General features: G+C 44.4%; 22 protein-coding genes. 7 read left to right on the top strand and 15 right to left on the bottom strand.

The window, feature by feature from the left end; translation table 11 throughout:
* Positions 1-135: 135 nt before the first annotated feature.
* Positions 136-1,005, bottom strand: a complete 870-nt coding sequence (accD, locus tag ACF8CV_RS03315) for an acetyl-CoA carboxylase, carboxyltransferase subunit beta (RefSeq protein WP_069545398.1) — start codon at positions 1,003-1,005, stop codon at positions 136-138.
* Positions 1,006-1,108: 103 nt separating this feature from the next.
* Between accD and ACF8CV_RS03310 the strand changes: the two genes are divergently transcribed.
* Positions 1,109-2,020 (top strand): LysR family transcriptional regulator, encoded by a 912-nt coding sequence (locus tag ACF8CV_RS03310; RefSeq protein ID WP_208871097.1) that lies wholly within the window; start codon positions 1,109-1,111, stop codon positions 2,018-2,020.
* 169 nt (positions 2,021-2,189) lie between these two features.
* Here ACF8CV_RS03310 and ACF8CV_RS03305 read toward each other — a convergent pair whose 3' ends face one another.
* A complete protein-coding gene (locus ACF8CV_RS03305) occupies positions 2,190-4,832 on the bottom strand; it encodes a hypothetical protein (protein WP_208871044.1) in 2,643 nt (880 codons plus the stop codon).
* 311 nt (positions 4,833-5,143) lie between these two features.
* Between ACF8CV_RS03305 and ACF8CV_RS03300 the strand changes: the two genes are divergently transcribed.
* Positions 5,144-6,904 carry an ABC transporter ATP-binding protein/permease gene (locus ACF8CV_RS03300; protein ID WP_208871045.1) on the top strand — a complete coding sequence of 587 codons (1,761 nt, stop codon included), beginning with the start codon at positions 5,144-5,146 and terminating at the stop codon, positions 6,902-6,904.
* 294 nt (positions 6,905-7,198) lie between these two features.
* Positions 7,199-7,591 (top strand): hypothetical protein, encoded by a 393-nt coding sequence (locus tag ACF8CV_RS03295; RefSeq protein ID WP_017447613.1) that lies wholly within the window; start codon positions 7,199-7,201, stop codon positions 7,589-7,591.
* 39 nt (positions 7,592-7,630) lie between these two features.
* Here ACF8CV_RS03295 and ACF8CV_RS03290 read toward each other — a convergent pair whose 3' ends face one another.
* The 4 genes from ACF8CV_RS03290 to ACF8CV_RS03275 all read right to left on the bottom strand — a co-directional run bounded on the left by ACF8CV_RS03290 (position 7,631) and on the right by ACF8CV_RS03275 (position 11,286).
* A complete protein-coding gene (locus ACF8CV_RS03290) occupies positions 7,631-8,635 on the bottom strand; it encodes a metal-dependent hydrolase (RefSeq protein WP_208871046.1) in 1,005 nt (334 codons plus the stop codon).
* Positions 8,636-8,968: 333 nt separating this feature from the next.
* The gene (locus ACF8CV_RS03285; RefSeq protein WP_005486552.1) at positions 8,969-9,427 is read right to left on the bottom strand and encodes a hypothetical protein; all 459 of its coding nucleotides are present in this window, start codon (positions 9,425-9,427) and stop codon (positions 8,969-8,971) included.
* 94 nt (positions 9,428-9,521) lie between these two features.
* A complete protein-coding gene (locus tag ACF8CV_RS03280; RefSeq protein WP_005478421.1) occupies positions 9,522-10,550 on the bottom strand; it encodes a phospholipase A in 1,029 nt (342 codons plus the stop codon).
* A 232-nt stretch (positions 10,551-10,782) separates the two neighbouring features.
* Positions 10,783-11,286 (bottom strand): DUF2938 domain-containing protein, encoded by a 504-nt coding sequence (locus ACF8CV_RS03275; RefSeq protein WP_138937062.1) that lies wholly within the window; start codon positions 11,284-11,286, stop codon positions 10,783-10,785.
* Positions 11,287-11,370: 84 nt separating this feature from the next.
* Here ACF8CV_RS03275 and ACF8CV_RS03270 point away from each other — a divergent pair, with 84 nt between their 5' ends.
* Positions 11,371-11,778 (top strand): helix-turn-helix domain-containing protein, encoded by a 408-nt coding sequence (locus tag ACF8CV_RS03270; protein ID WP_024701298.1) that lies wholly within the window; start codon positions 11,371-11,373, stop codon positions 11,776-11,778.
* A 64-nt stretch (positions 11,779-11,842) separates the two neighbouring features.
* On the opposite strand, the gene def is transcribed toward ACF8CV_RS03270, so the two are convergent.
* The 7 genes from def to ACF8CV_RS03235 form a co-directional block, all read right to left on the bottom strand.
* Positions 11,843-12,349 (bottom strand): peptide deformylase, encoded by a 507-nt coding sequence (def, locus tag ACF8CV_RS03265; RefSeq protein ID WP_005395192.1) that lies wholly within the window; start codon positions 12,347-12,349, stop codon positions 11,843-11,845.
* Positions 12,350-12,569: 220 nt separating this feature from the next.
* Positions 12,570-13,028 (bottom strand): ABZJ_00895 family protein, encoded by a 459-nt coding sequence (locus tag ACF8CV_RS03260; RefSeq protein WP_171055829.1) that lies wholly within the window; start codon positions 13,026-13,028, stop codon positions 12,570-12,572.
* 32 nt (positions 13,029-13,060) lie between these two features.
* Positions 13,061-13,390, bottom strand: a complete 330-nt coding sequence (locus ACF8CV_RS03255) for a YceK/YidQ family lipoprotein (RefSeq protein ID WP_138937064.1) — start codon at positions 13,388-13,390, stop codon at positions 13,061-13,063.
* Positions 13,391-13,705: 315 nt separating this feature from the next.
* A complete protein-coding gene (locus ACF8CV_RS03250; RefSeq protein ID WP_005395194.1) occupies positions 13,706-13,957 on the bottom strand; it encodes a DUF2999 family protein in 252 nt (83 codons plus the stop codon).
* Between the two features lie 100 nt (positions 13,958-14,057).
* Entirely contained in the window at positions 14,058-15,503 is a 1,446-nt protein-coding gene (locus tag ACF8CV_RS03245; RefSeq protein ID WP_171055830.1) for an N-acylglucosamine 2-epimerase, read from the bottom strand.
* Positions 15,504-15,616: 113 nt separating this feature from the next.
* Positions 15,617-16,153 carry an AAA family ATPase gene (locus ACF8CV_RS03240; protein ID WP_021821594.1) on the bottom strand — a complete coding sequence of 179 codons (537 nt, stop codon included), beginning with the start codon at positions 16,151-16,153 and terminating at the stop codon, positions 15,617-15,619.
* Between the two features lie 266 nt (positions 16,154-16,419).
* Positions 16,420-17,766, bottom strand: coding sequence for a magnesium transporter (locus ACF8CV_RS03235; RefSeq protein WP_006742292.1), 1,347 nt, complete (start codon positions 17,764-17,766; stop codon positions 16,420-16,422).
* A gap of 212 nt (positions 17,767-17,978) precedes the next feature.
* On the opposite strand from ACF8CV_RS03235, the gene ACF8CV_RS03230 reads away from it, so the two are divergent.
* Positions 17,979-18,854 carry a universal stress protein gene (locus tag ACF8CV_RS03230; protein WP_005395202.1) on the top strand — a complete coding sequence of 292 codons (876 nt, stop codon included), beginning with the start codon at positions 17,979-17,981 and terminating at the stop codon, positions 18,852-18,854.
* 45 nt (positions 18,855-18,899) lie between these two features.
* Here the strand turns inward: ACF8CV_RS03230 and ACF8CV_RS03225 are convergent, their stop codons facing one another.
* Together ACF8CV_RS03225 and ACF8CV_RS03220 are read right to left on the bottom strand one after the other, a co-directional pair.
* Positions 18,900-19,289 carry a MazG nucleotide pyrophosphohydrolase domain-containing protein gene (locus ACF8CV_RS03225; RefSeq protein ID WP_005395204.1) on the bottom strand — a complete coding sequence of 130 codons (390 nt, stop codon included), beginning with the start codon at positions 19,287-19,289 and terminating at the stop codon, positions 18,900-18,902.
* A gap of 26 nt (positions 19,290-19,315) precedes the next feature.
* Positions 19,316-19,744, bottom strand: a complete 429-nt coding sequence (locus tag ACF8CV_RS03220) for a PaaI family thioesterase (protein WP_138937066.1) — start codon at positions 19,742-19,744, stop codon at positions 19,316-19,318.
* A gap of 210 nt (positions 19,745-19,954) precedes the next feature.
* Between ACF8CV_RS03220 and gloA the strand changes: the two genes are divergently transcribed.
* A complete protein-coding gene (gene gloA, locus ACF8CV_RS03215) occupies positions 19,955-20,341 on the top strand; it encodes a lactoylglutathione lyase (protein ID WP_047123724.1) in 387 nt (128 codons plus the stop codon).
* An 11-nt stretch (positions 20,342-20,352) separates the two neighbouring features.
* Positions 20,353-21,453 (top strand): alkene reductase, encoded by a 1,101-nt coding sequence (locus tag ACF8CV_RS03210; RefSeq protein ID WP_138937067.1) that lies wholly within the window; start codon positions 20,353-20,355, stop codon positions 21,451-21,453.
* Positions 21,454-21,467: the final 14 nt, after the last annotated feature.

Below are 21,467 nucleotides of genomic sequence, written 5' to 3'. Positions count from 1 at the left end.
TCAATTTATAATCAGTATCTTATATCGAAAAGTAATACTTAATTGAAATGAATCAAAAAGCCGCCTTTATGCTATTCGATCGATTGCATAGCAGTGAGTATCTCAAAGAACATATAAAGCATGAGACAACCACTATTACTTAACTTCTAGTCGGATGCTTGTATTGGTGAGTTTTGCTATCAACCCGCCTATCCTCTCGCGCATATCGTGCCTTTGCACAATCATATCTAAAGCGCCATGCTCAAGCAGAAACTCGCTTTGTTGAAAGCCATCCGGTAGCTTTTCTCGTACAGTTTGCTCAATCACACGACGCCCTGCAAACCCGATTCTTGCCTCAGGCTCACCAATATTGATGTCCCCCAGCATTGCCAAGCTTGCCGAGACGCCGCCAAAGGTTTGATCGGTCAATACCGAGATATAAGGCAAGCGCGCATTGGATAAACGCTCCAACGCAGCGCTGGTTTTGGCCATTTGCATTAAAGCCATCAGCGACTCTTGCATACGTGCGCCACCACACGCAGAAAAGCAAACTAACCCGCAATTTTCCTCTATCGCCGCATCCACGGCATCAACAAAACGAGCACCCACAACCGACCCCATCGAGCCAGCCATGAAAGAGAACTCGAACGCGCAAGCCACGATGGGTAAGCCCAACAGTTCGCCTTTCATCACGACCAACGCATCTTTCTCGCCAGTACTTTTTTGAGAGAGAGCAAGACGCTCTTTGTAGCGTTTCTTGTCCTTAAAATTGAGCAGATCTTTCGGCTCATATTCGCTAGCAAGCTCTATACGCTCACCTTTGTCCAAGAAGCTGTCTAAACGATGTCGCGCAGACATTCGCAAATGGTGTTGACACTTGGGACAAACTTCCAAGTTTTCCTTGAGCGCGATGCGATACAGCACTTGGTCACAAGACGGACACTTAGTCCATACGCCTTCCGGAATCGACGCTTTACGCGTATTGATGATGTTCTTTTTATCTAATAGTTTTTCTAGCCAACTCATTGGAAAACCTTTATGCCCAAACCACAGTAACTCGCATTGTATAAACCTGTTTTAAGTAATAAAGTGCAACTTATTGGCTTTATAGTTCAGCAAAATGGGATTAATGGAGATGCTTGAGAAAATTGATCAACAATGGCTAAAAAGCTTCCATTGTGTCTACGAGAACAACAGCTTTAAAAGAGCCGCCGAATTTTTATCTCTGCCGACATCAAATGTCAGTCGCCACATTGCGTTACTTGAAGAACAGCTTGATGTGCGTTTATTCGACAGAACGACTCGACGAATCTGTGCAACAGACGCTGGAGAACAGCTCTATTTACGCACACAGCCTTTGTTAGACAAACTGAATGATGCGCTTGAAGAAGTGACGCAACACTCTCGTGAGGTCATGGGGCAGCTCAACGTTGTCATGCCAGATTCACCAGAACTAGCTAAAGCCGTCGTCTCTTTTTGTACTCAGTACCCTGCTATTTCATTGAATTGCGAGACGAACCTCAGCCCTAAAGAGGACTTGCTCGATGGGTTTGACGTTATCGTAAGTTTTCACCGCGGCAAGCTTGAAGACAGCAATTGGATTGCAAAAGAGATCAAGCGCTGGCCCAGTGTTGTGGTCGCCTCACCTAAGCTACTGCACACACGTCAGAGACCTTTCAAAATTACCGATATGAAGCACGTTCCTTGTATCAGCAGCTTTACTGCATTGAAAGGAACACCTTGGGTTTTCAGAAATTCGGAAGGAGAACTGATAACTCAACGAGTACAATCTGCATTTAAGGTCAACAGTGGGCAACTTGCTAAAACCGGCGCGTTAGCAGGATTCGGGTTTGCGATTCTACCTGTCGAGTTTTGCCATGAAGAAATCGAATCAGGAGATCTGGAAGTGATCGAACTGGAATATGAACCAGAAGATTTGGTGTTGTATGCCTTTTACGCTTCCAGAAAACACGTAGCCAAGAAGATCCCGGCGTTTATCGAGCACTTAAAACGCCAAGCGAATAACGAAGCAAGTGGGTAACTGTCAGATCAGGTCTGAATTAGTACAACTTAGGGTAAGTCTTGCATTTAGCAAAACGCAAGACTTACCCCCATAATTAGAAATTTATCAAACCATTCATTCTCGTTATTAGCTTGACACAAAATTTAAGTCAGATCGCAAAGGTTCACCCTTGCGCAATTTCTTCGCTTCATGCCATTAAGTTTTTAAGACGATGCGCATCCGGATGATTTTCCTGAATAAGTACCCGACTCAATGCTTCAACGAATTCACGCTTCATGACATCAGTCGATGCTTGCTCAGGTTGCGTCATTGTTAATACTGCAAACGGATTGGGTGCAAGGTGAATGTCTTTCCAGATACTTCTACAAATCTCCGCATGAAGATGTTGAGGTAATTGTCCTGATTGTAAAAACAACCCCATGATACTGTCATCATTCACAGACCATAAATGACGGTAAGCACCTTCAAATAGTTGCGATGGATGGAGTTTTCCCCTGAACCCTTGACGGCTGTACAAGACATTTAACACATCTGCACTCCATTGCTGCCAAATATCTTCAGGCAAATGAGTTTTCAGGTTGGCATACTGACTGATAATCCAGATTGAATCGACATACATAGAGTCTCCACGAACTAGCTCACTCAAAGTCATAAACCAGGATTCTATTTCCGACTTATTACGTTCGTTATACCCTTCTACTTCTAACGTGCCTTTTAATACTCCCAAGTAGAAAGTCACATGATCAAAACGTCGTCGATATCCCTTCTGTTTCACTGCCAATATTTCAGTCATCAGCTCAGCACGAGATGGCATAGAAAGCCGACAACTTAATCGACTTAACTGGAAAAATAGCTTCCACACCCATTGAGGGAATACTTTAGCAACCTCATTCAATAATGAAGTCAATAATTCAGGTGTTATTTGTTCAGGGCAGTCATTTAAATAGTCAAGAACAACCTTTAGTGGTTCCACTGCATAATCACCATCGCCTGGCTTACTTTTCCCTTTGTTCACTGAAGGTATCAATGCGACAGCCTGATCCACTCTACCTGCGACAATAAACAGCTGAATGATAGCACTGCGATCGTCATAGTTTTTTTGATATTTCTTCAACTGAGCTGCTTTTAATGCTGCATGAACAAACGCTTCATCCTGCCAGTGCTTCTTGACAGCGTCTAATAGAGCAGTTGCAGTTTTACATGTTTTAATGACCGAAGGAATATCTGCAACCTCTCCCGAATAAGGCCGTTCATTCTTACTATTTTCGCTTTCACCAATAGTGATGAACGGTTTATCTGCACGGAACCCTCTACGATAATACGGCGTCCACTCTTCAACTGACGTCGCCTGACCAAGTTTACCAATAACTCTTGTCGCTTTTAACAAATCTCCCCTTGTAAACCAATAAGCCGCAAGTAACGTTAGAGGTTCATTTTGTTCACTCTCTACATAGAATTTTTCTGCCTTATCTAACAACTCCGTAGTTAAATAGGGAAGAAGACGCTTTGTGTAGATACCAAATTCATCTCCTTCTGGATACGCCTTAATTAGATAGGGTAAGATACGTTCTGGTTGCCCTTCAAAACCCCACGCAACACCATTTATTAGAGCCGATTTCTGCCAGCGAGGAGCAATTTCCGAGTATAGCCTTTCTAGTTCATCATCGGGTAGGCAAAGCTTACACCCTAGTTTTAACCGATTTTCTTCTTTTGCGCCGAATGGATTTTTTTTGTCTTCATCAATCATCCTTTGTTCAACTAGCGCGGAAACATCTTTGCCAGCTTTTACTGCATTGGCCAGTTCAGTGTCGGCATCTGGCTTTTGCTGACTGTTGCTGTCTACATATTGATTAAGGATAAATACAGGATCATCAATGGCCAACCAATCATACCCAATCAGTTCAACATGCTCCTTTAAAACCTCGATTGAGCAATTTTCCATTTGATAGGATGCCAATTCTAAAGCGATGCTAGCTCTCTGATTGAGATCGGCACTCCAAATATACTTACTTAGCGACTCAGCAATTTCATACCATCGCTCACAATTTTGTTTTCCTGCAAGCCTCGCCGCTGCGACAGCTGCGCGAAATGTACCGCCAGAGCGACAATCTCTTGGCGCATAATGACGAGCAAGGCGTAATAATCCTTTATAACAACGCTGCACTTCAGGGTGATTGCTGCCTAAGTTGATGGCTGCGAATGTTTCAATAGCTGTGCCATAGGCTGTCGCTTCTTCTCCCCCGTCTTGAATCATTGGTCTAAGTGCACCAAGAGAACTCAAGCTACAAATTGCCTGATCTTTAAGCTTTCCATCGGATAATCCCTGGATAATCTCAGCCCATGACTCCGCTACATACTCGCGATTGTAGGTATTAGATGCCTTTGCATAAGGTATCGCTTTTTCGTGCTTGCCTTGGGCACAGAGAGCGCGAATCACACCCTCCAATGCGCCATCACTACGGGAGTATTGGTTACGATACATGACATCATCATAAGGTAATAAGACAGCAACTTTTTCTGTCCAAGTTCGGTTCAACTCATGATAGATCTCCGAGGTATTCAGCGACTCAACAGGTACATTTTCACGTAAGCCCAGTGTGAATAACGGTAACTGAGTGACATCTCCCCCCAATTCAACCAACTGAATTTCAAGCATTATGGTGCTCAAGTAGTATTGCAGTTCATTTAATTCTTCTAGTGCCGATACTGCACCACAAACATCACCGAGCTTGAGCTTATCGTAAGCATCCAAGAAAGGTTTACATCCTTCACCGGGTTGTGAAGACAACAATTTTTCAGCAATATCGTACCAGTTTATTACTTGTGGCATTAAGCCAGCCTCCTGCTTATTGAAAGCTTAGAATCTAAGCGAATAAATTCATTATAAACCAAACACTTAGATAATGACAGGCTAATTCTAAAGCATTATATTTTTCACTAGAAATTCAAATGGAAAATTGGTGTGCCGTGGAGTTAGCTAATTGGAGTAACTTCCCCTGACAATTCTTTGATTCCTTGGAGTCAAATAGCCCACCCTAGCCTCAGTAAAAAGGTGTCTTTTACTCGAACGAGAACGCCGCTGGTCTCCCTCACCAAACTCGCTTACTATGCCAGTTACCTAAAACGCTTTGTGAGTCACTCATGAGCCGAAAAAATAACAAAAATCTCAGCATTCTTCTTAAACTCAACACCTTTATTGCGCCTTATAAATGGCGGGTTGCAGCGGCCTTAGTTGCACTTGTCGCGACGGCAAGTTTGACGTTATCCGTTGGCTATGGAGTACGTATTCTTATCGACCAAGGGTTTGCACAGCAATCATTGCAAGAGCTTACTAATGCGATTCAGTTTATTGTTGGTGTCACACTGTGTATTGCCATTGGGACGTTCTTTCGCTTCTACCTTGTATCTTCCGTAGGTGAGCGCGTCAGTGCGGATATTCGCCTTGCAGTGTTTAACCATGTGATTACGCTGCATCCGAGCTATTTTGAGACCAACAGTAGCGGCGATATTATGTCGCGCCTGACTACCGATACCACGTTGCTGCAAAGCATTATTGGTTCATCGTTCTCGATGGCGATGCGTAGCGCTTTGATGTGCTTTGGGGCCATCATAATGTTGTTTGCCACCAACGTTAAGCTCACGCTGATTGTGCTAGCTTCTGTGCCTTTGGTTTTGGTTCCGATTTTGTTTTATGGACGACGCGTGCGTGCGCTCTCCCGCCAAAGTCAGGACTCAATGGCCGATGTCGGCAGCTACGCAGGTGAAGCGATAGAACATATTAAAACCGTGCAAAGCTTTAGCTCAGAGCCGTACGAACGAGCGGCTTTCGCTGTCGAGGTGGAAAAAGCGTATGAAGTGGGCAGACAGAGAGTAAAACAACGTGCGATCCTGATATCTGGCGTTATTGTGATTGTGTTCAGCGCAATAGCAGGCATGCTTTGGGTTGGCGGCAGCGATGTGATTCACGGAAAGATGTCTGCGGGAGACCTAGCAGCGTTTGTGTTTTATGCCATTATGGTTGCCTCATCGACTGCAACCATTTCCGAAGTCATGGGTGAACTGCAAAGGGCCGCAGGCGCTACCGAGCGACTGATTGAGATCCTTCAAGTAGAAAGCGATATTAAAGCACCAAGCAACCATTTGCTTGTCCGTTCAGACATGTCTGCTGAAGTTAGCTTTAAGTCGGTGAATTTCAACTACCCTTCTCGCCCAAATCAACCTGCTATCAAAGGATTAAACCTAACCGCTGAACAAGGCAAAGTCTTGGCGTTGGTTGGCCCTTCTGGTGCAGGTAAAACAACGCTATTCGAACTGCTGCAACGCTTTTATGACCCACAACAGGGGCAAGTGTTGTTTGGTGGCGAAGACATTCGACAGTTCGATCCAAACGAGCTTCGACGCCAAATGGCACTCGTACCTCAACAACCAGCACTGTTTAGCCATGATGTGTTTCACAATATTCGTTACGGCAATCCAGAAGCCACGGATGAACAAGTCATCGAAGCCGCCAAAAAAGCCCATGCCCATGAGTTTATTGAGAAGCTTCCCGAAGGCTATCACAGCTTTTTAGGCGAGCGCGGCGTTAGGCTATCAGGCGGTCAAAAGCAACGCATTGCGATTGCTCGCGCGATTCTAAAAGATCCAAAAATCTTACTGTTGGATGAAGCCACCAGCGCCCTTGATAGTGAAAGTGAGCACCACGTTCAGCAAGCACTTGAAGCACTGATGATAGGACGCACAACGCTGATCATTGCTCATCGCCTTTCTACTATCCAACATGCGGATAAAATTGCGGTGCTGGACAATGGCGAGTTAGTCGATGTTGGTAACCACCAATCATTAATGCAAAGCTGTGAGTTGTATCAGCGACTTGTGGCGTTGCAATTTAAACACTTAGAGTAGCGCCTAGTTAAGCCCTCAAAACAAGCAAAGGCGAACCAAACGGTTTGCCTTTTTCTGTTCATTCACTTCCGTGAACTTTGTGCAATCCCAACATCCTTTCGCTCATCTAAAAAACCTCACTCCATTATTTCACTACTCCACTTAGAAGACGAATGGACTTCACTCGTAACCAATCTGTTTTCAAAATAGGAAATCACCACTGTAAAAGTTCACCGCGTTTTGTCTTGCTGACTATGGTTACAATATTTGTGAAATCAATGCCTTTAAGCCAAATTACAAGTAAGTAGCACCGATATGAACAGCGAAGCGAAACAACTTTTTTATCATTTATGTCAGCAATACGATGCGCTCTCTCAAGATCTAGAGTCTCGCGCATTTCCTGAGTTTTCCGAGACCATCACTCATCCGCTTGGACACTGCTTTGTCCGTTGCACTGTAGGCAGTCAGCGCTTTTCCATTGTTGCAGTCAACTTTGCGCCCTCCGTTCGCGGGCAAGGTGTGCTTACTGCATTTATCGACTACATTAAAAGCCATCCATATCATTACCAAGGCGTTGAAGTCGCTATCATTGAAAACAAAAGCTTAGCAAAACGACTGTTGTCTCTTGGATGGAAGTACAAATCTCTGTTTAGCAAGATCTTCTTTGCAAATAAGCCGACGCTGGTGAAGGACTTTCAATCGGCTTGATAGTCACCGAGTCGCTCCCCATGTAACCCAAGTAAACGCTCAATCAAAGTCCGTAAGCATATTGAGAAAAGTTTGGCGGTCTTCCGCTGCACTACCTCGATGAGCAGTGTATTCGACGTGTTCGTCCGCGCTGGCTTTCGGGGATAGATTGATGCCCCACAGCGCATTAATTTGGTTTGGCACGATGGAGTAACGCACATCAACAATTCGCATTTCGTCATCCGGGTCTTGCACTACAAAACCATTTGAAAACCAACGGAAACGTTCAATATCTTTCGCTTGCTGAGATTGTGGGTCGAGCCATGGAAATTGTGTTTTCACATTGAGCTTTGGTGTGGATTCGCCAGGATAGATTTTTATTGAGCGCCCCACTCTTACCGCATCCACATAGTAGTTATCTTCCGTTTCATAAATTACTTTCCAGACCAAAAGATTGCCGAAGGTTGGTTTTGCTTTTAGCTGCACAGCGCTGTGCTGTCGCTCTTGGACAATTTTCCATCCGGCCGCTTCTGCTCTATCTCGTTGAATAACCCCAAGAGTCAGATAAGCCAGAGACCATAGAAATGCGACACGCGCGTAATTTCGATTTCGCTTCAGTGCGGCAAAGAAAAGCAGGATCAAAATCGGAAGTGAGAAAGCGGGGTCGATAACAGAGATCGTATTCCAGGCATAGCGTGTGTTGCTTATCGGCCAAAAAAGCTGAGTCCCATAGCTGGTGCAAGCATCTAACAGCGCATGGGTGCTATAACCAAGGGCACAATAAAACCAACTCTGTTGAAAGTTTAGCTCTCGTCTTTTTGCAAACAACGGATACAACACTAAAGCGCAGAGAAAACTGCCAAAAGGGATAAACAACAATGAATGGGTAAAGTGTCGGTGATATTCCAAAAACAGTAATGGGTCACTTGATGAACGGATAAGTACGTCCAAATCCGGAGCCATCCCAGCGGCCACGCCTAACACGCCAGCAGCCACAATATGCCGCTTGTTACTTGCAGACTGCGGCAAAGCAGCGCCCAGTAAACCTTGCGTTAACGGGTCCATTATTTACGCCCACCACGATAACGTAGGCGAGAGAGACGGCATATGCGCTTCAAAATCGGTTCAAATTTAAAAACCAGAACGTTCTCCGACATAAATTATCCGTATTTAAGTGGATTGGAAATCACGGCTTAATGATGCATTAAAGTGTTCGAAAACAAATGCTTTGATTTTAGTGTAAGAAGGAATCGCCCTATTCGCTAGTGAGAAGCGAACCTGAAGCGAGGATCGTGGTGTACGTCAAAAGTCCAAAACAGCGGATTTTACAGACGCAAAATAAAACAAGGCGAACCAGATAGCTCGCCTTGTTTACTGAACGATTAACGACAAAAAACCTTAGTCTTGAGGGTTTTCTTTCGCGTTGATTTCAGCGTAAGTGTGCAGAAGCTCTGTCAGAGTTTTCACCCAAGCAAAAACATCCGAAGGGGTATTTTCGAGTAGTTTTTCCACTAGTGCACAGTGTGTTTCTAGCGTGATTGCCTCTTCCAAATGGAATGAAATCGCATAGAAATGCCAAAGAACCAGTCGCGTCATTCGCTCGCTATTTTGCTTTGCATTGTCTGAGTCATCAAACGCTTGTTGAATTTCACTCAGTGCGATTGCTGTCATGCGTAGCATTGCATCAAGACGTGCAGACAACATACGGTCTTCGCTATCCACTTCTTCTTGATCAAAAGTAAACAGCTCATTCATCACGTCTTCTGGCACCATTTTACTGATCATGCGAGCACTAAACTCTTCCAGTTCATGGCGAGGCATGGTTACAAGACAATCGAAGGTGTAATCACGAAGCATAAAATCACTCTAGGTTGGAAATCAATTTCAGCCACGCATTCTAAATACTGAAATCTCAATTGCCAGTGTTTATTTCTCTTGGGCTATCGAAAAACTACAGAACACCGTTGATCGCGATACCAACACCAATGCGCTGCTGATTATGGTCGTAGTCAATTAAACTCTTGCCGTATCCAGTCGAGTATTGAGCATATCCCCTAACTTTTCCCCAAATTGGAAACAACAAACCTATCTCAGCATAGCCTTTATGCGTTTTAAAATTCTCGCGCCCCAAGAACGTCAACTCGTAATCGTCCCATTTGTAGGCGCTTGTTAGCTCAAAATGCCCCATGTAATCTTCGATATCTGGGTTATCATCACCTTTAGGATCATTCGGAAAGGTTTTTTCGTCCTCAGGTATGCGCCACCAAGGCTGGATAGAGGCGACAAAATTGTCTTTCGCAAAGGTTAAGTTGGTATAAACGCGGTTCCAACTGCGCGATAGCTCTTGTCTTTGGCCATTTGATTCATGCTCAATACCGAAACCCAGCCAAGTTGAGCCACCAAGCGGCTGCCAACTTGTAGGAGTGAAGTAAAACAGCTCAGGACGATAATTGGTTTCGCGAAACGGACGCGACGCATCCCCCGTGTATACCTGCCAGAACGATTTTAGCGTCATACCAAAAAACAGACCATCGCCGTCAAACAACAAATCGTCGTAGTTCATTGGTACTTTAAAGCTGATTTGAAACTCTGCCTCTTCCTTACGCAGTTCATCGCCGTATTTGGTGTCGGCATACGCACGTTTGTTTACGCGATCACTATAAGTAAACGGCAGAATGTAGTTAATTCGATGTGCAACCAAGCTAAAAGGCTCGAACGCGGTTTGCTTTTCTGATTCCAAACGTTTGTCGATCAAGCTTTCTTGCGGTTCTTCTGATTCTTTCGTTGTTGATTCGACAGACGCAGTGCTCGTGACGGTATCTAACTCACACTGCTTGCGAATGCTCTCGATCGTTTCTTCGCCATTGCTTTTTTTGATTGTTTCTAGCAAACATAAATCGTATGCGCTTGCGGTCTCTCCCATCGCCACCGGAGCTACTAATAAACTCAGTATCGATATCCCTGTCGCTTTTGAAGCCATCTGAAATCCTCAATAATCTTGATGTCAAACCAGACAATTCTAATTTTTATCGGCAAATCACTTGCCATAACGGAGTTAAGGTAATGTTAAATGTTGGCCGACTTTACGTCTTGGATTGATACGACAGATTTAAAAGATATCTGCTCACTATGAACAGAGCGCCAAAAAAACCAAGAGTTGAGCATCATAAATCCAAACCGAAAACAGTACGTTTTTATGATGCTCATGCTCACTACATAAAATACTGACTCACACCTTTGATAGCGAATGCGGTAATGAATAAGCCCAATCCATAAGCCAAATGCGCCAATGTGCTAAGAAAACGAGCTTTCCAAGGTGTTGGGGTTTTACTGGCAGCAAAACCAAATCCTAAACAAGGTTGAATGACCAAAAATGGGAACACCAACGTTACCGCACCTGTAATTAAGCCAGGTGTTAGGCTAGGCTCTACCAACCAATGATGACCAAAAACAGCAATGTGAGCCAAAGCGAAAACAACGCCAATGGCATAGTGCAAAAACCAACCGAGTGCTTTTTCTCCCCGCATCGGGTCTGTTGACATAATTGGCGCATGCACAAGCTTCCCTTTGGGCATGCACAAAACCCAGCGCGCAACCAATGCATAGTTTAATGAGGGAATACCAAACACTCTCCTTTGTAGCCAAGCCCATAAATCCATTATCAAAGTCGCTCCAATCCCTATTAGCGCCGCTTGTAATCCTATTAAAAACAGCATTTATCGCTCCTCAAGTTTTTGATTTGTTAAGGTCTTAGTTGCATGCTACAACTTAAAGCCAACTTGAAGTCAATGAGGAATAGTATGGATATTGCAGAAGTGGTTAAAAAATCAGGATTACCGACCTCAACGCTCAGATACTACGAACAATTGGGGTTAATTCGTTCAATAGGAAGGAATGGATTGAGACGTCAATATTCGCCAGAGGTACTCAATAAACTCAACTTAATTAGTTTAGGGCGTATCGCTGGAATATCACTTAACGAAATGGCGGAAATGTTGAATCACTCAGAAGGCTCAAAACCATACATTGATCGTGACTTACTGGCGAAAAAGGCGCTTGAGATTGATGAGCAAATAACACGTTTGAAAGCGGTGCGAGACAGCCTAAACCATGTTGCCTCCTGCCCTCATGAGTCACATATGGACTGCTCTTCATTTCAGAGGCTTATGAAGGTCGTAAAGCGTTATGTCCCCAAAAAACCGAGATAAACCACTCTACTTATTCTTGATTTAAAAGGAAGCAACTCGCGGTTGTGAGTTACTTCTTCCCATCTTACTTAGCTTGCGCTTTTACGTACTTCTTCACTTTTTTCATCGCCATTTTTTGCTTTAGCGGTGAAAGGTAATCAATGAACAAGTTACCAGATAGGTGATCGATTTCATGCTGCATCACAATCGCCAAGAACTCATCGCTCTCGATTGTAATCGGGTTGCCATCACGGTCCAATGCAGACACAACAACTGATGTGTAACGCTCTACATCGGCATAGTATTCGGGAACAGATAGGCACCCTTCTTGACCAAGTGCTTTGTTTTCTCCGCTCACCACTTCTGGGTTGACTAAGATTAAAGGATCATTGCGTTCGTCAGAGATATCGATGACAACAACTGCCTCTTTTCTGCCCACTTGGGTTGAAGCTAAACCGATGCCATTGCCCGTTGCATAAAGTGTTTCTAGCATATCGTCGATCAACGTTTGTATTGTCGATACGTCAGTAACTTTTTCTGCTTTTACTTTAAGCCTTGGGTCTGGAATGGAGAGAATTTCGAGGACTGCCATACTTACCTTTCGTTATCTGTAAATCGTAATTTCCGGCGAATTATACACACGTTTGGGCAGACATAAACATGTTGAGTTTTCGTGGAAAGAGCGTTTCGTCTAAAACATTCGATTTTGCTAGAGACCAAAGAGGCACAAAGGAGGAGAAAACTATAACGCCAGCACGATATGGCTGGCGTCTTTTTTACATATCAATCTTTAAGCGTCCGTTATATTTGAGTTACGCACCCTTTTGCTCTTTTAGCAAAACCTTAATCGCCATTTTTTCACCACTCTTAAAAATAAAGTACGCGAGACAAACGGTTATTAAGGTTAATACAACGATAATAATACTGAACCAACCTAGTTCCGCTATCAATTCAAATATAGAGATGCCCAAAAACATTAAGATGAGAGAAAACACCACTAAGCTCGATAAATTCCAAAGCAGCACTGAATACCACCTCGTTCTCGAAGGCATTATATTCCCTGTTTTATAGCCCAAATAATATCCTACACTCATCGCTGGTATTAAAGTCCCAAGAAAGCCGATACCGTTCATTTCCATGCCAGAAATATACTCAATAATAAATAGCAGTATGGCCAAACAAACTGATGCCAGACACAAAAGCAACGTTACAAAGAGCACCGAGGGAGCGTTGTTTTTTATTGAGTAATTATTTTTCGATTCCACTTTCATTTCCTTCCATTTATTTGAATAAAATAAGTGTTTTAGATCATGCTTCCGCTTGGACAACCTAGAGAAACAACACCGCCATAACTCGTTGTTGGTGTAGCTACCATGATTAAATCAACAGGAAGAAACACAACGTCCGTTGCTAACGACAAAGGAATGTCAATCAATGAAAGTGGGTATAACGCGATGGAAGTAATATCAGCTCTAAAATAGCAAGGTTGTCGTGCGACTGATAACGCTGTGCCTGAAAACGGCTTTCCGTATCCGCCACCAGCATGCGCATCTATAGACGAGCACCCCACCATTAAAGATGCTGACACCACAAGAAATACAACTTGTAGCTTTTTAAATATATTTATTTTCATTTAACCTAGATTCCAACTAACTATTATTTTTTTAAAACTAAACCCTCTCTCAAATTGTATATTCAATGAATTTACTCATATGGGCCTAGTGCAACAATGTTAATACGTTCTATGTATTAGAAACAATTCATTTATTTCCAATAGCACCCGTGAGTTCATGCGACGTGACTAGAATCGCACTTAATTTTTTATGCAAGCACCAAGTTAAGCTCAACCTATTCGCTTTCCCGTTGGAGTCGCGTACCTTTCATATGATGTAAAAAAGCCGCCAGAACCATTTGGCTCTGGCGGCTTTTGTTTTTATCGAAAACTCGATTACTGCTGTAGCTTCGCTTTGGCTTCTACTACTTTGGAGAAGTCTAGGCCCAGCTCTTCCACTGCTTCTTTAATCAGTACAGGGTTTTGCATTACCTGCGCCATTAACGCTTGAAGCTGATCTTGTGGCAGACCTAGTTGGCTGATAGTTGCCATTGCAGCCAGAGGGTTTTGAGTTAACGCCTGAAATAGCTCGTTGATTTGCTCGTCGCTAATATTGTTTTCTTTCAACATCGCAAGAATCGGGTTCATCAAATTACCTTTAAATACTATGTAAAACAGACCCGCAGTTTACCATTGGGTTTTGTTAGTTTGCACGCAGACTTTAACCACCACACCACCATCGACCAAGTTATGGTCGAATATTGGTGAACGTTGCGGTAGTGACTCCATCACTTTGCGATGAAAGCGCTTTTATATCCGCGTTAAAGTAATATGGATTAAGTGGCATTTTACTCTCGGCTGGTCGCGCGTAGTAAAGCTTGGCGGACTGTTTTGCCATTTGTTGCGCGTACAAATAACCGACCAACGCATGTTCAAACTGGTGGTAACCATTTCCCCAATGGAACGCTTTGGTTGATTTAGGATTCAGACCAACACCTCCGTACTGATGATCCACCCACACGTCCATAAAGGTGGGTAACGTGTATTGAAGCGTTTCTTTCATCGAACCATCGACAAGAGAAACCGTCATAGCCGCTTGATCGAGTTCAGCCCATTCCCAAGACGAGCTATAGTGCTTGTGCGGTCTTGATTGCCAAGCAGGAATGCTCTCTTGCGTCCATTTACTCTGCCATTCTGGTGAGAAGAGCGCTTTGACTTGCTCAAAGTTTTGCTGGTATTGCGCTTGTTTAAGCGTGTGTTTCATTCCTTTGAAACCAAACTCTGTCCAATTGGAATTCTCCAACAACTGACCAGTGAGATACGTCATCCAATACGCTTTGATGGTGTGTCCAAAATCATTGTGTTTCGCATCTGGCATCATTACCGCTTTGTGGTGTATCGCGCCATAAAAGCGCTGCTCTTTTTTGGAGTGGTAGTTATCCAGCATCACTTGCGTCAGCCACTCCAGATCTTGTTTCCATTTGGCTTGCGCTGGCTCTGGTAAGAGTGGTGCCGTTAACAACAGATAGCCATTGATCTGGTCAAGTTGAGCGACTAACTCTTGCTGCTTCTCACTTTCCCCATCACCATCTTTCAAAACCCACGCCAGACCGCGATCATCGCTTCGTCGGTATTGTTTAAATATAAACGCTTGCTGGTCGATAAGTGCTTGTTCAACCTTTGGATCTTGCGTCAAGTAGTAGTACATCGCCAAGCCCACCAAGGCGTAAGCTTGGTCTTGAGAAGTTCGCTGTTGCCACTCCATCCCCGGTTTTCCACTACGCGTAAAGCTCACGAAGCCACCGTTTTTCTCATCTTGTAGATGATCAATCAGGTAATAAGCCCCTTTCTTGGCTAGCTCTAATGCTTGTTTGTCACCCGTAAGATGAAAAAGCACGCCATAAGCGTAAGTTTGACGCGATTTCATGCGTGTGTATTCGCGATCGAAGTGCGGGCTAATCCACCCTTTGTTTAATTCTTCACACGGCTTTTGTGGGTCGAGAATGACACCGTTATCACAACGAAATGTTGGAAAATTCCCCGCAGGTTGCCCATGCGCACTTTCCATCATCCAATATGGCGCTAGGCCATTTGTCACATGGTTTAACCAATCATCCCCCGAAGGCAGGTCCACATCAGCAAAGCTGTTCATGCTCGTCGTTGCGAGCAATAAGGTAAGATATTTAAAAGACATAATACTCAATTAAGTTATTGAATTTTATCCAGTATAAATAACTCCCTTTACACATATTGTCGTCGTGGTCACAATCGCCTTACGCATTTGTTTGCATTATTCATCTGTCTGCCTTATTCGATGACTGAGTCGAGAATAAACGCCACTCTGTCTTCGACTGACATTTTGGGCACTTCGATCAATTGATAACCGAACTTGTGGTATGCATCGACCATCTGTTGATACGTGGCGACCGCTTCAGAAAAATCTTGTTTTCGCTCTTCATCGTTACTGAATATCGATGCCCACGGTGGAAAAATGAATACTTGAGGATGATAACGAAGCGTTTGGCAATGCGTGATGAGCTCATGCGAGATTGGCAGTTGTTCCAACTTGCTGTAGCCATATACGTCCACAATACTGCGATCAAAAAATACGTCCCCTTGGCGGACATTGAAAGATCGGTAGTTGCTCACTTCTTCTTTTGTCATTTCATCTCGAAAGGCTTGTTTGTCATTCCAAGGTAATGCTGAACCGTGATTCGCAACCTGCGTTTGTATCACGTGACGACCAGTTTCTGGCGCGCAGATAAAGCCTTGTATTTTTAGTTGTTCGATAACCGAGGTTTTTCCTGCACCGGGACCACCAGTGAATACGATGAGTTTGTTCAAAATCTTTTCCTTATTTTTTGTTTGAGTGAAGTGATGCGTATACAGCCAAGAAAATTGGCATTTGGCACGCCAGCGTTAAGCGAGATCGGCAGTGGAAAGTTTTGAGATAGAAATGAGCAGTGAAAAATATTGATGAAATGAAACCCGAAATGACGTGTTCAGCGCTTATGAAAAACGGAGGAGTTTTGAGCGAACCAAACTTGCCCAAAATATTGGGTTGGGAAATGGAGAGATTGGATCATTAGGTTAACGCGTCAATTGGCTCTCTATATCAAGAAGATGGCACCTAAGCCTAAGAACGCAAAGAAACCGACGACATCGGTAACGGTTGTCAATACTACCGAGCCAGCCACGGCAGGGTCAATGTTAAACTTCTTCAACGTGAATGGTATCAGCGTACCCGATGCCGCAGCCGCCAGACTATTGAGAAAAATTGCGCAGCAGATAATAAGCGCCAATGGCCAAGAGTCAAACACCATGTAGACGACACCCGCGATGACTAATCCCATGATCAAGCCATTAATGGTGGCGATTTTTAATTCCTTATTCACCAATAGCTTCAAGTTACTTTGGTGCAAGTGGTTCAATGCGATACCCCGAATGGCCACCGCTAAGGTTTGGCTACCTGCGATGCCGCCCATACTCGCCACGACGGGCATTAAGATCGCAAGCGCAACGACTTGCTCGACCACATTATCAAAAATACCAATGATGGCAGAGGCAACAAAAGCGGTCAGCAAGTTAATCACCAACCAAAGTGCTCTTAGCCTTGTCGCCACAGTTAATGGTGTAAACAAATCCTCTTCGCTTCGTACGTTTTCTGCCACTACAGCTTGTAGGCTGAGTTCACGTAACGTAATCGCGATGGTCGCCATCGACAAAACGCCCATAATTTTGCCACCAGCCATGATAGGAAACCAATGCGCTCCACCATCAATCGAGACCTGTTTACTGACGCTTTGAATCGTTTGGATATCTTCCAGAATTGGCGTGACTACGGTCAAGTCTGTGAGTTTGGTATGGTTCTCATGCAGCAACAGGGTTTGAGGTTCTATCGTCCCAATAACGCCTCCGACATCACGCACGATGATCAATCGCACCGGGCTTTGTCCGCGTTTTAACAACTCGGTTTTGATGCCTCCTACGCTGTTTTTAGGATTTGCGACTAAAAAATGCGGCTCGGCATACCTCCCCACTTTATTATCTTCATACGACAATGCTTGTTGAATGTGCGCGACCGACTCTTCACTTTGGTCGATAAGGTACTCATCCACAAACTCGGTCGGTAGAAAGTCTGCAAAGATGATCAGTTCCGAATCCGTGATGTACGCTAAGCGTTCATGTTGCAGCTCTTTGTTGAGTGATTGATGAATGTGCTTGGCGGTGTCGTATCGCAGCAAATTTAATACCGTCCAGTACTTCTCTGGCGGCACTGCTTCTATCACGCGTTTACGATAAGCAATGTTGACCGACTCCAAAATGTTCGCGATTTGCGCTTCCTGATAGTCTTTCAAAAAACTGAGGTCTTCGGTCGACTCTATCGCTTTAATGATCTCGGCAAGCAAATGAGGCACTTTGCGATTAATTTGTAATTGGCTGGAATCTATCATCATTGTCACCGATTTCCTTGGGCATCACGTTAGTGTCAACACGATGTCTATTACCTAAAGGCATGAGATCCTGATGTTAAAATTCTAGGCAATGGCGCGCACAATTGCGGAATTTATATTTTGCTCGCAGAAACAGAACGTCTTTGCATAAGGGGATGGTATAAACTTTTAGTGTGCATCAGGCGCATTTGCCTCGTTTGATAATGGAGTAATCAATGGCACCAGTATTTTTTCTGACTCAACAAGCCGCCTTACCAAGTCGTAAGGTGCTTCGTAAAGTGATTCAGTTTGCGACAGCGCTGGCTCAACCCATCGTGGTATTGGTGGAAGATCACCGCCGGAGTGAAGATCACGCGTTCGCGCATTTCCTTAGTTTCAACTCTGACCATATAGAAAAGAGACAAGCTGAGTTTGAAGCTTGGACATCAAAATTTAAAGACTTCGTTATCGAACTTTGTGAAGAAGAGGAAGTTGAAACGCCAACACTCTCTTATGAGCATTTCAAAGGGAGTCATTGGATCGCTCAAGTCGCGAAACGGCTTGTCGACCACACAGATTTACTGCTCGTGGGGCATTTTAACAAGCACGACATTCAAACCTTACTCACCGAGCTAGCAAAAAACGATTGTGATCTATTGCTATTAAGTGAGCGTTCATGGCCTTCTCACGCCAACATGCTTTGCGCGATAGATCCGCTTCATCGCGGAGATGCAAAATCAGTCGTAGATAAAGCCATCGTATCGCGAGGCTCAAAGCTAGAAAAAACCTTGAGCGGAAAAATGACATTAGTTTACTGCCGCTACGTTGCGCCTTATCTGTCTCGCTATCGTGCAGAGATTTTGAGCAACCAAAAAGCAGGCATTACGGACTTTATTACTGCGCAAAAGTTAACTCGAGTACCACTACTGCTGCCAGAAGGAAACCCTGAAACGGCGTTACCAAAAGCAGTTAAGCAATCACAAGCGGCAATTCTGATTATGGGCGCGTGTAAGCGAAGCATGTCATCCCAATTTTGGTCTGGCAGCACTGTAGACACGTTACTTGATCAACCGCCTTGTGACCTGCTGTTGGTCAATAGCACGAAGGATTGATCAGGCTTCCCCATTCCGCCGCATCTTAAATAATATCACGCGCAGTTATTGGCTCTTCATGGTCTCTAACTGCGCGGCTTCATGTTCCGCGTTCAAGGCTTGTTTCTGCTGCTGTTTAACCTCATCCCAACTGCGTCCCGATTCAATCGCAGATACACGCTGCTCGTATTTAGTGCAGGCTCTTTCGAGTACTTTCTCAGGATCTATGCCCTTTTCTCTTTCCAACGCTTTTAATACATTAAGATAGTTCCACAACACATCGCCTAACTCGTCTTCCAAATGACAAAGGCGATCCTCACGAATCTCTTCACGGACTTCATCGACTTCTTTGCCAATGGCCTCCAGATAAGTCTCTACGCCTTTAAACCAAGTGTTGGTTTGGTCATATTGAGATTTTCTCGTCGCAATTGCGTACAGCTCATCAAATTTCTTCATTATCTCTCCGTAGAACGAGTTTTTATTTACGCCTCTTTAGGACGAATGAACTTCCCTTTTGCCGTCACTCTAACTGCATTATTGACCAGCAATTGAGCCACCAATTGGTATATACCGCGGCGTTCACCTTCACAGTGTGCAGTAATCGTGACGTGCTCATCTAGCTCAATAGGTGCATGGTAGCGCACATCCAACTGCGCGGTAAGGGCTTGAATGTCTCTAAACAACAAACAGTGCGTCATTGCACCATCGAGCAGCGAACTCGCAATGCCACCATGCAACAGGTCTGTGTAACCTTGATGACGCGGTAAAACGTGAAACTCTCCGACAACAGAACCATCGGCTAGGCACTGGTAGTTCACAGCCAAAGAGTTCGGATTCGCATCGATTGAAGAACAAACCGCACATTGATAATGAGCTTCGTGAGTGGAATGAAAGTGGCTGTTTGCGGACATGATAAGTACTCAGCTTGTAAAAAGAGTAATTAGCATATGCCAATTATTAAAAAGAAACGGAGAGTAATCTTTGTTTGCACGTTTTAGGACCAACAACCTCATTGTCCATAACGTTAAATAATCATTTTCATAATTAACGATAATTTCCAGTTTGTTTAGAGTGGCGATAAGGTTTGCATCGTGATTACGCAACGTTATGAAAGGCGACTTATGAAGTTTCTCCACACGATGATCCGTGTTGTTGACCTAGACAAATCTATCGAATTTTATACAAAAGTTCTGGGTATGAGCGTTTTGGATCGTTTTGAAAACCAAGAATACCGTTACTCACTGGTGTTTGTTGGTAGCCCTGATCAACCAGATTGCGCGACCATCGAGCTAACTTATAACTGGGATACCGGCAGTTACGACTTAGGTAACGCATTCGGGCACATAGCGCTTGGGTGTGAAGACATTTACGCAGCTTGCGAAAAAATCAAAGCGCTTGGTGGCAACGTCACTCGCGAACCCGGTCCAATGAAAGGAGGAGAAACGCACATCGCCTTCATTAAAGATCCCGACGGCTACCCAATCGAACTGATTCAAACTAAACAATAACGAGGTTTCCTATGACAGACGCATTATTTCAACCGATTCAACTTGGCTCTCTCTCATTAAAAAACCGCATCGTTATGCCTCCGATGACGCGCTCTCGAGCCTCTCAACCGGGTAATGTTGCCAACGACATGATGGCCACCTACTACGCTCAACGCGCCGAAGCGGGATTAATCGTTGCTGAAGGCACGCAAATTTCACCAATGGGTCAAGGCTACGCGTGGACACCGGGTATTTATAGCCCAGAGCAAATTGCTGGCTGGAAAAAAGTAACTGATGCAGTGCACGAGAAAGGCGGCGTTATCTTCGCGCAATTATGGCACGTTGGTCGTGTGACTCATCCTGACAACATCGGCGGCGAGCAACCTATTTCTTCTTCTGCGCTTAAAGCAGAAAACGTGAAAGTATTTATCGACAATGGCACAGACGAACCTGGCTTTGTCAACGTGGTTGAGCCACGTGAAATGACCAAACAAGACATCAAGAATGTTATTGAAGAATACCGCCAAGCCGCATTAAACGCGATAGAAGCTGGGTTTGATGGTGTCGAACTTCACGCAGCAAATGGCTACTTGGTTAACCAGTTTATCGATTCTGAAGCGAACAACCGCACTGATGAATACGGCGGCTCAATTGAAAACCGTCTGCGTTTTCTTGGTGAAGTGGTCGAAGCAATGACGCAAGCCATTGGCACAAAGCGTGTTGGTGTTCGCCTTGCACCATTCACTTCGTTAAACGGCACCGTTGATAGCACACCTGTCGACACCTACACCGCTGCTGCTGCGCTGCTTGATAAACTCAATGTGGTTTACATTCACATTGCAGAAGTGGATTGGGACGACGCGCCAGACACTCCGCACGACTTTAAAACCACAGTTCGTGAGGCGTATAAAGGCACACTGATCTATGCCGGTCGTTACAACGCAGAAAAGGCGCAACACGCGATTGAAAGTGGCTTAGCCGACATGATCGGTTTTGGTCGTCCGTTTGTTGCAAACCCAGACTTACCAAGCCGCATCAAGCATGGCTATCCACTGGCAGAACATGACCCTGCCACATTGTTCGGCGGTGGTGAAAAAGGCTTAGTGGACTACCCTGCGTATCACGCGGGTTAATTCATCTGCGTAAA

Source organism: Vibrio sp. zbq_1, assembly GCF_043102935.1.
In the GTDB taxonomy this organism is placed as follows: domain Bacteria; phylum Pseudomonadota; class Gammaproteobacteria; order Enterobacterales; family Vibrionaceae; genus Vibrio; species Vibrio parahaemolyticus.
Note: the sequence above shows the minus strand (reverse complement) of the source record. Positions and strands in the feature narration are given on the sequence as shown.

Bases quoted from the DNA above. Each gene is read 5' to 3' on its own strand.
- accD (WP_069545398.1), bottom strand. From the start codon at position 1,005: ATGAGTTGGCTAGAAAAACTATTAGATAAAAAGAACATCATCAATACG.
- ACF8CV_RS03260 (WP_171055829.1), bottom strand. From the start codon at position 13,028: ATGAAAGTGGAATCGAAAAATAATTACTCAATAAAAAACAACGCTCCC.
- ACF8CV_RS03220 (WP_138937066.1), bottom strand. From the start codon at position 19,744: ATGTCCGCAAACAGCCACTTTCATTCCACTCACGAAGCTCATTATCAA.
- ACF8CV_RS03310 (WP_208871097.1), top strand. From the start codon at position 1,109: ATGGAGATGCTTGAGAAAATTGATCAACAATGGCTAAAAAGCTTCCAT.
- ACF8CV_RS03250 (WP_005395194.1), bottom strand. From the start codon at position 13,957: ATGAACCCGATTCTTGCGATGTTGAAAGAAAACAATATTAGCGACGAG.
- gloA (WP_047123724.1), top strand. From the start codon at position 19,955: ATGAAGTTTCTCCACACGATGATCCGTGTTGTTGACCTAGACAAATCT.
- ACF8CV_RS03235 (WP_006742292.1), bottom strand. From the start codon at position 17,766: ATGATGATAGATTCCAGCCAATTACAAATTAATCGCAAAGTGCCTCAT.
- def (WP_005395192.1), bottom strand. From the start codon at position 12,349: ATGGCAGTCCTCGAAATTCTCTCCATTCCAGACCCAAGGCTTAAAGTA.
- ACF8CV_RS03305 (WP_208871044.1), bottom strand. From the start codon at position 4,832: ATGCCACAAGTAATAAACTGGTACGATATTGCTGAAAAATTGTTGTCT.
- ACF8CV_RS03210 (WP_138937067.1), top strand. From the start codon at position 20,353: ATGACAGACGCATTATTTCAACCGATTCAACTTGGCTCTCTCTCATTA.
- ACF8CV_RS03295 (WP_017447613.1), top strand. From the start codon at position 7,199: ATGAACAGCGAAGCGAAACAACTTTTTTATCATTTATGTCAGCAATAC.
- ACF8CV_RS03230 (WP_005395202.1), top strand. From the start codon at position 17,979: ATGGCACCAGTATTTTTTCTGACTCAACAAGCCGCCTTACCAAGTCGT.
- ACF8CV_RS03300 (WP_208871045.1), top strand. From the start codon at position 5,144: ATGAGCCGAAAAAATAACAAAAATCTCAGCATTCTTCTTAAACTCAAC.
- ACF8CV_RS03270 (WP_024701298.1), top strand. From the start codon at position 11,371: ATGGATATTGCAGAAGTGGTTAAAAAATCAGGATTACCGACCTCAACG.
- ACF8CV_RS03255 (WP_138937064.1), bottom strand. From the start codon at position 13,390: ATGAAAATAAATATATTTAAAAAGCTACAAGTTGTATTTCTTGTGGTG.
- ACF8CV_RS03275 (WP_138937062.1), bottom strand. From the start codon at position 11,286: ATGCTGTTTTTAATAGGATTACAAGCGGCGCTAATAGGGATTGGAGCG.
- ACF8CV_RS03245 (WP_171055830.1), bottom strand. From the start codon at position 15,503: ATGTCTTTTAAATATCTTACCTTATTGCTCGCAACGACGAGCATGAAC.
- ACF8CV_RS03280 (WP_005478421.1), bottom strand. From the start codon at position 10,550: ATGGCTTCAAAAGCGACAGGGATATCGATACTGAGTTTATTAGTAGCT.
- ACF8CV_RS03225 (WP_005395204.1), bottom strand. From the start codon at position 19,289: ATGAAGAAATTTGATGAGCTGTACGCAATTGCGACGAGAAAATCTCAA.
- ACF8CV_RS03285 (WP_005486552.1), bottom strand. From the start codon at position 9,427: ATGCTTCGTGATTACACCTTCGATTGTCTTGTAACCATGCCTCGCCAT.
- ACF8CV_RS03290 (WP_208871046.1), bottom strand. From the start codon at position 8,635: ATGGACCCGTTAACGCAAGGTTTACTGGGCGCTGCTTTGCCGCAGTCT.